Raw genomic sequence first — 14,603 nt, 5'->3', positions numbered from 1 at the left:
GAATTGTCGTCCTGGTCGAGTTCTGACCTGTGCGGGACAGAACTTTTCCAGCGTAGTCGTGACACTCCTCTGTGTTAGCTATTCGAGGGCGTTATCCAGTCCGACAGCACACGAGGGGGAGGGTCACGATGCTCACGCTGACCTCCAGTCGGTACCAGGCCCGGTCCCACGCGGTTCTCGCGGTGGACATCGTCGGTTCGTCCCGCGCGAGCGACGATCTTCTCGAGCCGATGAAAACCGAAATGGAATCGCTGGTGGCGGCCGCGCTGGCCACCGTCGGTCTCGAGTGGAACGGGGCACGGCATTTCCGGGAGACCGGCGACGGCGTCATGCTCGCCTATCCGGACGACGCCGCCGGGCAGCTGGTCGAAATCGTGTTCCACCTGGATCACCTGCTGCGCTCCCGTAACCGGTACGCGCGAATGCCCATGCGCGCGCGAGTGGCCGTCCACATAGGACCGATGGCCGACCGGGACCGGTACCACCGCACCTACATCACCTTGACCAGGCTGCTCACCGCCCCGCGTGCCGCCGAGGCGGTAACGCACTGGTGCCGCAAGGACCCCACCGGGGACAAGTTCGGCGCGAGCCTGACCGTGTCCTCGGCCGTCTGGCGCGCGGTCGTCGAGCCGTTCGCCGTTTCCCTCGTGCCCCCGGCGCGATGCACCCGGATCAGCGTTGCCGAGCCAGGCGTCGCCGACGACGCCTGGCTCCACCTGCCCGGCCTGGACGCGGAACAGACCCTCGCCAGCCTCGACGCCGAACGCGGTGAAACCGTGCGGGCGGAACCGATCCGGCTCAACGGTGCCGTCGGGATGCCGCCGTGGCACTCGCTCGCGAACGAAGGCGCCGATGGTGCCGAGTACAACCGAAACGGTTCGGCGACGGGACATTCGGCGGGGGAACGCAGTGCCTGAGCTGCCACCGCGCGCCCGGCCGGGGTCGGTGGCGCGCTCCCGGTGTCCGCTGGTCGATCTGTCCCGGGGGCGGATCGATCACGACACCGGGAGTGCGGGCACCCGGGTCACGCTGACCGCGACCGCGGGTCAGGATTCGCCGGTGGTGCGGCGTCGGAGGACCCAGGTGGCGAGCTGGGTCCGGTTGCTGAGATCGAGCTTGGTCAGGATGTGCTGGACGTGGGTGTCGGTGGTGCGCGGCGCGATGACGAGGCTGTGCGCGATTTCCCGGTTGGACAGTCCCGCCGCGACCAGATCGGCCACCTCCCGTTCCCGCGGGGTCAGCGGGCCTGCCGCGTTCCGCGTCCGCGGCGGCTTCGCGGTGTTCTCGCTGACGGCGTCGGCGGGGGTCAGGGACCGGCCTTCGGTGAACGCGCGCTCGAACTCCTCGGCGCCGAGCGCGTCGCGCGTGGCACCGCGGAAGTCGTGGTGCGCGATCGACACGGCGACCTCCGGGGTGGCACCGCAGCGGTCCCACAGGGTCGCCGCCGCGCCGAACAGCCGTGCCGCCGCGGTGTGGTCGCCTTGCCGCGACGCGACCCAGGCGAGTCCGTCGATCCGGTAGGCGGCGGAGAACCGGTCGCGGGATCGCAGGTCGATCCGCAACGCTTCGCGCATCGCCTTCCCGGCGACCCCGGCGTCGCCGAAGCACACCTCCACGACCCCGATTCCGAACAGGGCCATCGAACGGTAGTGGCTGTCGCCCGCTGCCTCGCACAGCGACCGCATCCGATGCAACAGCGCCCGCGCGAGCCCGAGGTCGCCGCGGTAGGCCACGGAAACGCCGAGGATGAACAGCGGGTGCATCTGCCCGCGGATCTCGCCCCGCTCCGCGAAGGCGCGCACCGCCTCCGCGGCGAGTTCCACGGCCGGTTCGGTGTTCATCATCGCGGCGAAACCCCGCGCGTAGCTCAGGTGCGCGTGGGCCCCGGGATCGTCGAGCCCGTCGGCTTCGTCCAGCCGGGCGCGGGCCAGCGGCAGATCGGAGTGGAACAGGGCGCACAGCGCCGCGGAACCCAGTGCGCGCGCCCGTCCCGGTTCGTCCTCGGGAGTGGCGGCGAGCGCGCGGTCGATCCAGTCACGGGCTTCGCGCGGTGCTCCGCTCATCACCAGGTACTCGGACAGCCCGACGGCCATGCGCAGCGCCGCGGCCGCTTCGCCGGGTTCGGCGAGCGACCACGACAGCGCGACCCGGAGATTGGCGTGCTCGGCGGCCAGCCGGTCCATCCATTCGGGCTGGTGCGGTCCGAACCAGCCGGCGTCGGCGTCGCGGACCAGTCGCGCGTAGTGGTCGCGGTGCCTGCGGGCGGCGTCGGTGTCCGCGTTCCGCGCCGCCAGGTGTTCTTGGCCGTATTCGCGCAGGGTTTCCAGCATCCGGTACCGCACGGCCGACGCGGTGTCCTCGCGCACCAGCACCGACATGTCGATCAGGGTGTCCACCGCGGCGAGCACTTCCTCGCCGTCCAGGCCGTGGCCGGTGCAGACGTATTCGGCCGCGGCCAGGTCGAACGAGCCGGCGAACACCGAGCACCGCGACCACACCGCACGCTCGACCTCGGTGCACAGCGCGAAGCTCCAGTCCGCGGTGGCGCGCAGCGTGCGGTGCCGTTCGGGCAGGGTGCGGGCGCCGGTGGTCAGCAGCGCCAGCCGGTCGTCGAGCCGGTGCGCGATCTGCTTCGGTGACAGCGCGCGGATGCGGGCCGCGGCGAGTTCGATGCCCAGCGGCAACCCGTCCACCTGGCGGCAGATCCTGGCCACGTCCGTGCCGTTGTCGTCGGTGAGCCGGAACGACGGCACCACCGCGCGGGCCCGCTCGACGAACAACCGCACCGCATCGCAGGACGCCAGCTCCTTGGCGGCGGCGGTGTGTCCGGAAGGGACGGTCAGCGGCGGCACGGTGTGCACGTGTTCTCCCGCCACCGCAAGGGATCGGCGGCTCGTGCACAGCACCACCAGCCGCGGGCACCCGCGCAGCAGCGCGGCGGCCACCTCGGCGCAGCCCTCGACCAGGTGCTCGCAGTTGTCGAGCACGAGCAGGAAGTGCTTGTCCCGCAGGTATCCGGCGACGGTGTCGAGCGCCGACCGCGGTGACCGGTCGTGCAACCCCAGCTCGTGCGCGATGAGCCCGGTGAGCAGCCGGGCGTCGCGGACGTCGGCGAGCGCCACCTCGAGCACCCCGTCGGCGAACGCACCGCCTGCCGCGGCGGCGACCCGCCCGGCGAGACGGGTCTTCCCGACGCCGCCGGGACCGGTCAGCGTGACCAGCCGCGCGGTGCCGAGCAACCGGCGCACTTCGGCGCACTCCCGCTGGCGGCCGACGTAGCTGTCGAGTTCGGTCCGCACGCGGCCGGTCCGTGGTTCGTCCTCGGTTCGGGTGTCGGTCCACATTGGTCAGTCACCTCGATCGGCGTCGCCGCACGGGTTTCGGCGGGCGCAGCATCCGGATGGCCAGTTCGGCGTAGGCGTCGGCGAGGTCGTAGGGACCGTAGGCGGGGGTGGGGGTGAACCAGTAGGGCGCGCGCACGCCCATGCTCGCGATCGCCGCGGTGGTCGCGACGAGTTCGGCGCCGTCGAAGAGTCCTTTGTCGACTCCGCGGCGTCCGGCGTCCAGCGCGATCTGCTCGGTGCGTTCCCGTAACGCGAGCGCTTCGCGGGCGCGTTCGGGGGAGAGGTGGTGCAGTTCGTCGTTGGCGACGATCGCGAGCAACGGGTAGGTGACGTGGACGAGCACGTGGGTGCGGACCAGTTCCCGAACCTGGCTGACCGGATCGGGATCGCAGCGGGCGATCGTCCGCTCGAACGCGGCCAGCAGCGCGCTGTGTCCGATGTGGACTATCCGCGCCAGTACGTCCTCCTTGGCGGGGAAGTGCTCGTACAGGCTGGGTGCCTTGATGCCGACCGCGGTGGCGATGGCGCGGACGCTGGTGGCCGGGTAGCCGTGGTGGGCGAACAGCCGCAGCGACTCCAGCAGGATCCGCAGCTCGGTGCCCGTGCTCGTGCCGTCGGGCAGCCGCGGATCCACCGCGCGGGCCCTGGTCAGCGCGGTGAGATCGCGGATGCGGCCGTTCTCGTTCACCACGCCATTCTCCCTAACGATCGTTAGGGAGAATGGCAGCGGTCCGCGGCGCTGTCAACCGGGGCGGGCGGAGCCGCGGCTACGGCTGGCGAAGGGCCCGTTCGATCGAGCGGCGGGCCCGGCCCGCGGCCGCCCGGTCGTGCTGGAGCTGCATGGCCGCGTTCAGCGCCAGCCCGGCGGCGACGATCTCGAACAGCGCCTGGTCGACGTCGAACCCGGCGGGCAGCTCACCGTTCTCCACCGCGGCGGCCAGGTCCGCCCGCAGCCGGTCCCGCCAGCGCGACCACACCTCGGCCACCGCGTCGCGGACCCGGCCGGGGCGGCCGTCGTACTCGGTGAGCGCCGCGGTCATCAGGCAGCCGCCGGGCAGCAGCGGCGCCTCCAGGTAGGCCACGGAGTTGGCGCACACCGCGCGCAGCCGCCGCAGGCCCGGCGGCTCGGCCAGCGCGGGTTCGACCACCCGGTGCCAGAAGTCGACGAAGGCCTTGTCCAAAGTGGAGATCTGCAGCGTCTCCTTGGTGCCGAAGTGCTTGTGCACCCCGGATTTGCTCATCTCCAGCTCCTCGGCGAGCCGCCCGATGGTGATGCCGTCCAGCCCTTCCTCGGAGGCGATCTCGGCGGCGCGGTCGAGGATCCGGCCCCGGGTGGCCTGCGCTTCGGCTGCTGAGCGTCGCGGTGACATGGGACGAGAATAGCGTACGTGCGTTCGCTATTGATTTATCGAACGACCGTACGCTAAATTTCGCCGCAACGACCGAGGCGAAGGAGTGCGAGATGCGGGTGAGGCGACTGGGCTGGGCCGGGCTGGAGATCGAGGCGGGCGGCGAACGGCTGGTGATCGACTACGTGCGGGACCTCTCGCCGCTGTTCACGGGCTGGAAGTCCGGTGCGGGGCTGGCGGCGCCGAGCGGGAAGGTCACCGCCGCGCTGGTCACCCACCTGCACCGGGACCACACCGACGCGGCCGCGCTCGCGGACGTGCTGGCACCGGGAGCGCCGGTGCTCCGCCCGGCGCCCGGTCACGGCGACGACGTGGACAACGTGACCACGCTGCCCGCCGAGCGCGAGCTCACCCGGCACGGGCTGGCCGCCGAGGTCGTGGCTGCCTGGTCCACCCGCGAAACCGGGCCGTTCCGCGTCACCGCGGTCCCCGCCGTCGACGGGCTGGGCGACCCGCAGCTGAACTGGGTCGTGCGGGCCGACGGGCACCGGATCTTCCACGGCGGCGACACGATGTTCCACGGCTACTGGTGGCTCATCGCGCGCCGGTTCAGCCCGTTCGACGCGGTGTTCCTGCCCGCCAACGGCGCGGTGGTCGACGCGCCGCACCTCCAGCCGCCGAGCCCGCTGCCCGCCGCGATGGACCCGCGGCAGTCCGCCGCGGCGGCGGAGATCCTCGACGCCCGGTACGCGGTGCCGATGCACTACGAGCCGGAGCAGCCGGACAAGATCGCGGGCTACGTCGAGGTTTCCGACCCGGAAAAGGAGTTCCACGCGCACGCCGGACGGCGCGCCCACGTACTGGCCGTCGGCGAATGGCTGGACCTGGCCGCCTGAAATCGTGGGCGACCCGGTCAGAGGTGTTGCAGGGCGCGGAATTCGTCCCGCCACGTGGTGTTCTGGCCGGGCAGGCCGTCGTGGCCGCGCTGGACCGTGTACGGGCAGAAGATGCTGTTGAACAGCCACGGTTTCTTGTCGGGGCCGATGTGGTGCGTCGCCCCGGTGTCCTGGGTGATCCCGTAGGCGGCCACCGCGCACCGGTCGTGCTCGCGGAACATCGCCATCATCTCGGCCATGCACCGCTTCTGGTCGGCGAACCAGGGCTGGGACAGGAGGAAGTCGTTCCACTCCGCTTGCGGGACGGGGTGTTCGGCCGCGTCACGGGCCACCTGCCACACGGGGGTGTCCTTCGGAACGTGGTACTCGTCGGCGAACCGGGCGGAAACCGGGTCCCGGAAGTGCTTCGCCCAGAGCTTGACCAGTGAGAACTCGGTGGCCAGGAACTTCTGGTCCTGGCGAAGCCGGGGGAGGATGCGGTCGAGGTACTTCCGGCAGTCGCCGACGGCGGCCACGTGCGGGTGGCAGTCGGTACCCGCGATGTCGTGGTTGCCGCGAGCGAAGTCCAGCCAGCGGTCGAGGTGGGGAAGCCAGTCGTTCCGGGGGTTTTCGAGCCGGGTCAGCGCACCGAGGTAGATCTGCGTCTGCTTGCCCGTTCCGGCGTGCTCGCGCCGGTAGTCGATGGCGTGCTGGGCGAGTGCTTCGTAGAACTCGTTGAGGTTCGCGGTCTTGCCGCCGCATTCGTAGAACGGCTCGTTGCCGATGACGAGGATGTCGACCTTGCCCATGACCACCGCGAGCACCTTGTCCATGCGCGCGAGCGCGGTGGCCATCGCGCCGCTGCCGGGCGCGGGAAGTCCGTTGTCGTAGGCGAACTTCAGGCTCAGCACGGTGCCGTAGCCCTGCCCGATCGCGTCGGTGAGCTTGCGCATGCCGGGTTGGTCCGCCACCTCGCCCCGATCGGCGTTCTGCATGAGGTAGAAGCCCCGCAGCCAGGTCGCCGACACGGCCGCGAGCGCGGCGAAGTCGATCGCGTCCAGGCTCTGGTTGAAGTTCGCGGCCAGCACACCGGCCGGAGGCGGCGCGACGACGCGCTGCGCCGCACCGGCTCCGGTGACGGAACAGCCCGCCGCGGTCAGTCCGAGCGCCGCCGCCGACAGGCCGAGCATCCGGCGACGCGACAGCGGACTGTCCACAAGGGACCTGGCACCCTCCATCGAGGATCCTTTCCGGTAGCGGGTCTGCCACGTCCGACCATCCCGGTCCCGGGCAAGGGGTGCCAGTGCGCGCGAGGTTCCTTCAGCGGGTCTTCAGCCTCGCGGCTCAGGCGAACTGGATCCCGCCGTCGATCATCACCGACTGCCCGGTCATGTAGTCCGAATCGGGCGAGGCGAGGTAGGAAACGTAGCTCGCGACGTCCTCGGGGACGGAGACGCGGCCGAGGTGGATCAGGTTGGAGTACTTCTCGATGGCCTGGCCCTTCCGGAGCCCTTCGGACTCGGCCAGCTTCTCGTCGATGAGGTCCCACATCGCGGTGCCGACGATGCCGGGGCAGTAGGCGTTGACGGTGATGCCGTGCTCGGCCCATTCCATCGCCGCCGCCTGGGTGAGCCCGCGCACCGCCCACTTCGACGCCGAATAGTGCCCGAGCAACGCGAACGGCCGGTGCGCCACGATCGACGCCGCGCCGATGATCTTCCCGCCGCCGCCCTGCGCGATCATCTGCTTCGCGGCGGCCTGGTAGCACAGGAAGATGCCGCGGGCGTTGATCGCCATCATCCGGTCCCAGTCCGCCGGGGTCACCTCCAGCAGCGGCAGGACCTGCGCGATGCCCGCGTTCGCGATCATGACGTCCAGCGAACCGAAGGCACGCACGGTCTCGGCGACCATGCCGGACACCGAGTCCGGATCGGACACGTCCGCGGTGACCGCGGCGGAACGCCGTCCCTCGGCGCGGATCTGTTCGGCGACCGCTTTCAGCGCCGCCTCGTTCGCGGCGATGTCGTTGACCGCGACGTCGTGCCCGTCCGCGGCGAGCCGCAGTGCGATGGCCTTCCCGATCCCTTGTGCCGCGCCGGTGACGAGAACGTTCTTGCTCATGCGATGACTCCTTTGTGGTCGCTGGGCTTGAACGGAAGGTAGGCGGGCCATGGCGGCGCGGAAAGGCAGGCGCTGTCTCAGTTTGAGACAGCGCTACCGCTCGCGCGCGGGGCGGCCGACGACGAACCACAAAAGGCTGCCGAGGAACGGCAGGCAGAAGACCACGAGCAGCCACAGGATCTTCGCCCCGCAGCCGATATCGGTGCCCACGATGCTGACCAGTGCGACGAAAAAGAAGACGAGGAAGCCGATGCCCGCGGCCACCAGCACGATGATGAGGCCGATGCCCAGTCCCTGGGCGGCCGCGTTCTGGCTCAGGTTCAGCGCGGTCGAGAGGTGTTCCGGCATGCGTTCCTTCGCTGGTCGAGGGTCTTCGTGGCCGCACCCTACGCCAGCGGGCGCGCTCGTCCGCGAAGCCGGGCGGGTCCATTCGGACTCGGCGGTGCTTTCGCGCTGGACGCGAACGGGTTCGACCCGGACGGGTTCCGGCCACGGTGGGCGTAACGCACTTGACCTTGACACGGTGACAAGGTCTTCACTGGGTGCCGGAGGTGGTTCCCATCAACACGGCACACCGGAATCCCGCGCACACGCGACTGCTCGACGCGCTGGCCGCCGAGGACTCGTCGACCAGGCTGAAGGCCGCGCTGGCCGCGGGCACGCGACCCGACCCTGGGTTCGCCGACGCGCTCGTGGCGCGCTGCGCGGTCGAGCCGGACTTCTTCGTGCGCGACATGCTCACCTGGGCGTTGACCCGGCTCCCGGCGGAGCTCACGGTGCCGGGCCTGTGCGCGGAACTCCGTTCCGAACGCGCACAGGCCAGGAGCCAGGCGCTGCACACGCTCTCCAAGATCGGGGACGGCAGCGCGTGGCCCGCGATCACGCGGTCGTTGCTGCGCGACGCCGACGACGAGGTCGCGCGAAGCGCGTGGCGCGCCGCCGTCGTCCTCGTGCCCGCCGGGGAACGGGAAGCGCTGGCGGCGGAGCTGGCCGCGCAGTTCGGTCGCGGGGACCGGGCCGTGCGGCTGAGCCTCAGCCGGGCGCTCGTCGCGCTCGGGGACGTGATCGAGCCTTCCCTGCGGAAGGGGTTCGAGAGCGGTGACCCGGTGGTGCGCGCGCACGCCCGCGCCACCGAACGGCTCCTGCGCGACCCGGACGCCGCGTTCGAGCCGGACGTCGACGAAGCGAACCGGATCGTCGCGCTCGGTCCGGAACGGGCCGGGGGAGCGGCGTGCTGATCGGCGAGGTGGCCCGCCGCTCGGGGGTGAGCACCCGGATGCTCCGGCACTACGACTCCCTCGGGCTGGTGCGGCCGACCGGCCGCACGGTCGGCGGCTACCGCGAGTACTCCGCCGGGGACATCCGCCGGATCTTCCACGTGGAAAGCCTGCGGTTGCTGGGATTGTCGCTGCGCCAGATCGGGCGCGCGCTGGAGGACCCCGCCTTCGCGCCGTCCGATCTGGTCGGCGATCTCATCCGGCGGACCGAGGACCGGCTGAAGCGGGAGCAGGAGCTGCTCGACCGGCTCCGCGCGGTCGACGCCTCGGCGCTTTCCGGCTGGCAGGACGTGCTGCGCATCGTCGAACTCCTGCACGGGCTCAACTCACCCAGTGCCGCGCGAAGGCAGCAGACCGTGCTGGCCCCGGCCGAGGACGTGCCGGTGCCGGCGGAGGTGCTGGCCGGGGCGGTGCTCACCGAAACCGATCCGAACGTCGCGGGCGCGCTGCGGTGGGCGCTCGCGCGGGCGGGCGGCGACGGGGTGGCGAGCCTGGCGCCCGGTCTGTCCTCAGTGGACGTCGAGGTCCGGCGGCGCGCGGTGTCGGCGATCGCCGGGATGCCCGGCGACGAGGCGTCCGCGGCGCTCGAGAGCGCACTCGGGGACGTGGATCCCGGCGTACGCGGGCAGGCCGCGCTGGCCTTGGGCGCTCGCGGCGTGCTCGCGGCCGTGCCCGTGCTCGTCGGCATGGTGGTCGACGGCGTGAACGACGTCGAAGCGGGCGAGGTGCTGGGCACGCTGTCGCTGGACCAAGGCCGCGCGGAGGAGATCATGGCCGCGTTGACCGGGGAACTCGCCGCGCACCGCGAGGACACGAAGGTGCGCATCCGCCTGACCCAGGCGCTCGCGGAGATGCCGCCTGACCTCGCGCGGGATGTCCTGCGGGAACTGGGCGGTGACGAGGACGAGGCCGTCGCCCTTGTCGCCTCGGCTCTCGCGGGGGTGCTCGAAGAGGGCTTGTAAAATACATGCCAGTCTGTATGTTTGTTGGCATGGCTACCGCACCGAGGGTCTACGTCGTCGGCGTCGGCATGACGAAGTTCGAGAAGCCAGGGCGTCGTGCGGACTGGGACTCTGCTGATGAGTCCTCAGCGGGAAGAAGTACTTCGGACTACCCGGCGATGGCAAAGGAATCGGGCACTGCCGCGCTCGCCGACGCCGGTATCGCCTACGACGAGATCGAGCAGGCCTACGTCGGGTACGTCTACGGCGAGTCGACTTCGGGGCAGCGGGCGGTCTACGAGCTGGGCATGACCGGGATCCCGGTGGTCAACGTGAACAACAACTGCTCGACCGGGTCGACGGCGCTGTACCTGGCGGCGCAGGCCGTCCGGGGCGGGCAGGCCGACTGCGCGCTGGCGCTGGGGTTCGAGAAGATGAAACCGGGTTCGCTCGGGTCCACCTTCGACGACCGCGAGCAGCCGATGGGCAACCACCTTCAGGCGCTCGCGGAGATCTCCGAAGTGCTCTTCCCGCCCGCGCCGTGGATGTTCGGCGCCGCGGGGCGCGAGCACATGAAGACCTACGGCACCACGGCCGAGCAGTTCGCGAAGATCGGTGTGAAGAACCACCGGCATTCGGCGGACAACCCGTACGCGCAGTTCCAGGACGTCTACTCGCTCGAGGACGTGCTGGCGGCGAAGACGATCTACCACCCGCTGACGAAGCTGCAGTGCTCGCCCACTTCGGACGGTTCGGGCGCGGTCGTGCTGGCTAGCGAGTCCTTTGTGGACTCGCACGGGCTCGCGGGGCGGGCGGTGGAGATCGTCGGCCAGGCGATGACCACCGACTTCGCGTCCACCTTCGACGGTACGGCCAAGAACATCGTCGGCTACGACATGACGAAGCAGGCCGCGCGCGGGGCGTACGAGCAGGCAGGGCTGGGGCCGTCGGACTTCCGCGTCATCGAACTGCACGACTGCTTCTCCACCAACGAACTGCTCACCTACGAGGCGCTCGGGCTGTGCGCCGAAGGCGACGGCGGCGGGCTCGTCGACTCCGGTGCCACGACCTACGGCGGGAAGTGGGTGGTCAACCCGTCCGGTGGCCTGATTTCGAAGGGGCACCCGCTCGGTGCGACCGGGCTCGCCCAGTGCGCCGAACTGACCTGGCAACTGCGGGGGACCGCGGACCGGCGCCAGGTCGAGGGCGTGGAAGCGGCACTGCAGCACAACATCGGGCTCGGCGGCGCCGCCGTCGTCACCGCATACCAGCGCGCCGAGCGCTGAACCACCGAGGAGCGAACCATGGGCCGGATCAACGCCTCCGTCGAACTCGCCGCCGCACCCGAAGCGGTGTGGCGCGAGTTCTCCAACCCCGGAAACTTCGAGAACTGGCTGACCATCCACACCAAGTGGAAGGGCGAGGTGCCAGCCGAGTTCGCCAAGGGCGCGCAGGTGTCCGAAGTGGTCACCATGCTCGGCATGCCCAACACGATCACTTGGACCGTCGACGAGTTCGACGCGCCGAACCGGCTGGCGATCTCGGGCACCGGGATGGCCGGGGTGAAGGTCGGCTTCCGGCTTTCGGTCGAGCCCGCCGGTACCGGTTCCACGGCCACGATCGACGCGGAGTTCAGCGGTCAGATGATCGTCGGCGCGCTGGGGAAGGCCGTGGAGAAGGACGGCAAGAAGAACCTCGACGCGTCGCTCGCGAAGTTCAAGGAGCTGGTCGGTGCCTGAGCAGGCGGAAGAGCGGTTCGACCCGGCGGGGCTGGACCGCTGGACGGAGGAGACCCGGTTCGCGGTCACCCGCGAGCGGCTCGCGGAGTACGCCGCCGCGACCAACGACCCGATCCCGGCGCACCGCGCCGGTGACGTGGCGAGCCCGGTGTTCGCGATCGTGCCGGTGTTCGAGTCGCTGCTGGCACCGGCGCTGGAGGTGGTGCCACCGGCGTTGTTCGGCCGGATCCTGCACGGGGAGCAGGACTTCCGCTTCCACCGCCCGATCCGGCCCGGTGACGAGCTGGTCGCGCGCGGCAGGATGACCGGCTACCAGGGACTGCCCAACGGCACGCGCGCCGCGGTGTACCTGGAGACCCGCGCCGCGGGCGGCGAAATGGTCAACGAGCAGTACGTGACGTTCTTCGTCCGCGGTTTCGACACCGGGGAGACCAGAGGCGAACTCGCCCCCGGCCACAAGTTCGACGAGGCGTCGCGCGTCGCCGCGCCCGCGGCGACGGTGCGCCAGCACGTCGACGACGACCAGACGTTCCGGTACGGCCCCGCCGCGGGCGACCCGATGCCGATCCACCTCGACGAGGAGGTCGCGAAGGAGTCCGGGCTGCCCGGGATCATCGCGCACGGCCTGTGCACCATGGCGTTCACGTCGTGGGCGCTGCTCACCGGGATCGGCGGGTCCGATGTGGACAGATTGAAGCGGCTCGCGGTGCGGTTCGCCAAACCGGTGCTGCCGGGACAGGACCTTGAAACGTCCATTTGGGACGCCGGGAACGGTTCCTACGCCTACGAAACCACCGTCGGCGACACCGTGGTACTCAAGGACGGGGTCGCGGAATTCGCCGACTGGCAAGGAGAATCCTGATGGGAGCACTCGACGGGCGGGTCGCGGTGATCACCGGGGCCGGACGCGGCATCGGCAGGGAGCACGCGCTGCTGTTCGCGAAGGAGGGCGCCAGCGTCGTGGTCAACGACCTCGGCGGCGCCAACGACGGCAGCGGCTCCGACGCGGGACCGGCGCAGGAGGTCGTCGGCGAGATCACCGCGGCGGGCGGGACGGCGATCGCCAACACCGGCAACGTCGCGGACTGGGCGGACGCGGCGAACCTGGTCGAGCAGGCCGTCGCCGAGTTCGGCCGGCTCGACGTGGTGGTGAACAACGCGGGCATCCTGCGCGACGCGTTCCTCGCGGGACTGGAAGAAGCGCAGTGGGACGCGGTGATCGCGGTGCACCTGAAGGGGCACGCCGCGGTGCTGCACCACGCGGCGGTGTACTGGAAGGCGCGGTCGAAGGCCGGTGAGCCGGTCGCGGGCGCGGTGGTCAACACCGCGTCGGCGTCCGGGGTGACCCTGCCCAACGCCGGGCAGGCCAACTACGGCGCGGCCAAGGCGGGGATCGCCGCGCTCACCCTGGTGGCCGCCGGGGAGCTGGAGCGCTACGGCGTGCGGGTCAACGCGATCGCGCCGATCGCGCGCACGCGGCTCACCCTCGCCACGCCGGGCATGGGCGCGATCTTCGCCCAGGAAGTCGGCGAGGGCGAGTTCGACGCGCTGTCCCCGGCCAACATCTCCCCGCTGGTCGCCTACCTCGCCACCGAGAACTGCCCGCTGTCCGGAAAGGTGTTCGCGGTGCAGGGCGGTGCGATCTCCGAACTCGCGGGCTGGCACGACGTCAAGGTCATCGAGACCGACGAAGCCTGGACGATCGACGACATCGCGGGACGGCTGCCGTGATCGACTGGTCCGAGAGCGATCTGCTCGTCCGCGAGGCGATCAGGGAATTCGTCGACAAAGAGATCCGGCCGCACGTGGACGTGCTGGAAAGCGGTGAGCTGCCGCCGTACGACATCATCCGCAAGCTCTTCGCGTCGTTCGGCATCGACGTGCTGGCGAAGGAGGCCGTCGGCGGTCTGCTGAAGAAGCGACGAGCCGCGGGCCCCGCCAAAGAGAAGCGCGGGTTCGACTTCGGTGGCCAGGAGACGATGGCGGTCGTCGCGATCAGCGAACTGGCCGGGGTCAGCCTCGGCGTCGTCGCCTCCATCGGCGTCAGCCTCGGGCTCACCGCGCAGACCATCCTGGCCAAGGGCACCTTGGCACAGCAGGAACGCTGGCTGCCGGGCCTGGCGACCTTCGAGAAGGTCGGCGCGTGGGCGATCACCGAACCCGATTCCGGTTCCGACGCCTTCGGCGGCATGAAGACGCACGTCCGGCGCGACGGCGACGGCTATGTCCTCAATGGACAGAAGACGTTCATCACCAACGGCCCCTACGCGGACACCACCGTGGTCTACGCGAAGCTCGACGAGGGCGACGGCGCGGACAAGCGCGACCGGAAGGTGCTGACCTTCGTGCTGGACAAGGGAATGGAAGGGTTCACGCAGGGCAAGCCGTTCAAGAAGATGGGCATGATGTCCTCGCCCACCGGCGAACTGTTCTTCGACAACGTCCGGCTCGGCCGGGACCGGCTGCTCGGGGAAACCGAACCCGGTGCGGGCGGGGACAGCAGGGCCGAGGTGAAGACCGGTTTCACCGCGGAGCGGGTGGGTGTCGCCGTGCTGGCGATGGGCATCATCGACGAATGCCACCGCCGCTGCCTCGCCTATGCGAAGAGCAGGACGTTATGGGGCAAGGAGATCGGCCGCTTCCAGCTGATCCAGCTCAAGCTCGCGAAGATGGAAGTCGCGCGCGTCAACGTCCGGAACATGGTGTTTTCCACGATCGAGAAGATGCGCGCCGGGACCGTGCCCACGCTCGCCGAGGCCTCGGCGATGAAGCTGTACTCCTCCGAGGCGGCCACCGAGGTCGCGATGGAGGCGGTGCAGTTGTTCGGTGGCAACGGGTACATGGCGGAGTACCGGGTCGAACAGCTCGCCCGCGACGCCAAGTCGTTGATGATCTACGCGGGCAGTAACGAGATCCAGGTGACCCACATCGCCAAGGGCCTGCTCGCGGACTGATCG

The 14,603-nt window shown here is 70.4% G+C and carries 15 protein-coding genes; 9 read left to right on the top strand and 6 right to left on the bottom strand.

Annotation, left to right across the window (positions count from 1 at the left end):
- Window positions 1-128 precede the first annotated feature (128 nt).
- On the top strand, window positions 129-917 hold the full coding sequence (locus HUW46_RS06290; RefSeq protein WP_254125863.1) for a hypothetical protein: 789 nt from the start codon (window positions 129-131) through the stop codon (window positions 915-917).
- Between the two features lie 129 nt (window positions 918-1,046).
- Here the strand turns inward: HUW46_RS06290 and HUW46_RS06285 are convergent, their stop codons facing one another.
- From HUW46_RS06285 to HUW46_RS06275, 3 genes are all read right to left on the bottom strand, one after another.
- A complete protein-coding gene (locus HUW46_RS06285) occupies window positions 1,047-3,344 on the bottom strand; it encodes an ATP-binding protein (RefSeq protein ID WP_215546377.1) in 2,298 nt (765 codons plus the stop codon).
- Window positions 3,345-3,351: 7 nt separating this feature from the next.
- Window positions 3,352-4,035, bottom strand: a complete 684-nt coding sequence (locus tag HUW46_RS06280; RefSeq protein WP_215546376.1) for a TetR/AcrR family transcriptional regulator — start codon at window positions 4,033-4,035, stop codon at window positions 3,352-3,354.
- Window positions 4,036-4,111: 76 nt separating this feature from the next.
- Window positions 4,112-4,714 (bottom strand): TetR/AcrR family transcriptional regulator, encoded by a 603-nt coding sequence (locus tag HUW46_RS06275; protein WP_215546375.1) that lies wholly within the window; start codon window positions 4,712-4,714, stop codon window positions 4,112-4,114.
- Between the two features lie 92 nt (window positions 4,715-4,806).
- Here HUW46_RS06275 and HUW46_RS06270 point away from each other — a divergent pair, with 92 nt between their 5' ends.
- Window positions 4,807-5,589 (top strand): MBL fold metallo-hydrolase, encoded by a 783-nt coding sequence (locus HUW46_RS06270; protein WP_215546374.1) that lies wholly within the window; start codon window positions 4,807-4,809, stop codon window positions 5,587-5,589.
- A 17-nt stretch (window positions 5,590-5,606) separates the two neighbouring features.
- Here the strand turns inward: HUW46_RS06270 and HUW46_RS06265 are convergent, their stop codons facing one another.
- The 3 genes from HUW46_RS06265 to HUW46_RS06255 form a co-directional block, all read right to left on the bottom strand.
- A complete protein-coding gene (locus HUW46_RS06265) occupies window positions 5,607-6,806 on the bottom strand; it encodes a hypothetical protein (protein ID WP_215546373.1) in 1,200 nt (399 codons plus the stop codon).
- Between the two features lie 106 nt (window positions 6,807-6,912).
- Window positions 6,913-7,689 carry an acetoin reductase gene (locus HUW46_RS06260; RefSeq protein ID WP_215546372.1) on the bottom strand — a complete coding sequence of 259 codons (777 nt, stop codon included), beginning with the start codon at window positions 7,687-7,689 and terminating at the stop codon, window positions 6,913-6,915.
- Between the two features lie 93 nt (window positions 7,690-7,782).
- A complete protein-coding gene (locus HUW46_RS06255) occupies window positions 7,783-8,037 on the bottom strand; it encodes a PLD nuclease N-terminal domain-containing protein (RefSeq protein ID WP_215546371.1) in 255 nt (84 codons plus the stop codon).
- A 203-nt stretch (window positions 8,038-8,240) separates the two neighbouring features.
- On the opposite strand from HUW46_RS06255, the gene HUW46_RS06250 reads away from it, so the two are divergent.
- The 7 genes from HUW46_RS06250 to HUW46_RS06220 are packed head-to-tail and all read left to right on the top strand — an operon-like array spanning window position 8,241 to window position 14,600.
- Window positions 8,241-8,927: a HEAT repeat domain-containing protein gene (locus HUW46_RS06250; RefSeq protein WP_215549705.1), complete on the top strand. Its 687-nt coding sequence runs from the start codon at window positions 8,241-8,243 to the stop codon at window positions 8,925-8,927.
- Window positions 8,921-9,928: a HEAT repeat domain-containing protein gene (locus tag HUW46_RS06245; RefSeq protein WP_215546370.1), complete on the top strand. Its 1,008-nt coding sequence runs from the start codon at window positions 8,921-8,923 to the stop codon at window positions 9,926-9,928. The genes HUW46_RS06250 and HUW46_RS06245 overlap by 7 nt, the downstream gene beginning before the upstream one ends.
- 29 nt (window positions 9,929-9,957) lie before the next feature.
- Window positions 9,958-11,193, top strand: coding sequence for a lipid-transfer protein (locus HUW46_RS06240; protein ID WP_215546369.1), 1,236 nt, complete (start codon window positions 9,958-9,960; stop codon window positions 11,191-11,193).
- An 18-nt stretch (window positions 11,194-11,211) separates the two neighbouring features.
- Window positions 11,212-11,646 (top strand): type II toxin-antitoxin system Rv0910 family toxin, encoded by a 435-nt coding sequence (locus tag HUW46_RS06235; protein ID WP_215546368.1) that lies wholly within the window; start codon window positions 11,212-11,214, stop codon window positions 11,644-11,646.
- Window positions 11,639-12,508 carry a MaoC/PaaZ C-terminal domain-containing protein gene (locus HUW46_RS06230; RefSeq protein ID WP_215546367.1) on the top strand — a complete coding sequence of 290 codons (870 nt, stop codon included), beginning with the start codon at window positions 11,639-11,641 and terminating at the stop codon, window positions 12,506-12,508. Before HUW46_RS06235 ends, HUW46_RS06230 begins: the two co-directional genes overlap by 8 nt.
- On the top strand, window positions 12,508-13,377 hold the full coding sequence (locus HUW46_RS06225; protein ID WP_215546366.1) for an SDR family oxidoreductase: 870 nt from the start codon (window positions 12,508-12,510) through the stop codon (window positions 13,375-13,377). Before HUW46_RS06230 ends, HUW46_RS06225 begins: the two co-directional genes overlap by 1 nt.
- Window positions 13,374-14,600 (top strand): acyl-CoA dehydrogenase family protein, encoded by a 1,227-nt coding sequence (locus HUW46_RS06220; protein WP_215546365.1) that lies wholly within the window; start codon window positions 13,374-13,376, stop codon window positions 14,598-14,600. Before HUW46_RS06225 ends, HUW46_RS06220 begins: the two co-directional genes overlap by 4 nt.
- Window positions 14,601-14,603 lie beyond the last annotated feature (3 nt).

The organism is Amycolatopsis sp. CA-230715, assembly GCF_018736145.1.
Classification (GTDB): Bacteria; Actinomycetota; Actinomycetes; order Mycobacteriales; family Pseudonocardiaceae; genus Amycolatopsis.
The sequence above is the reverse complement of the archived record's forward strand: the minus strand, read 5'-3'. Positions and strand labels throughout refer to the sequence as shown.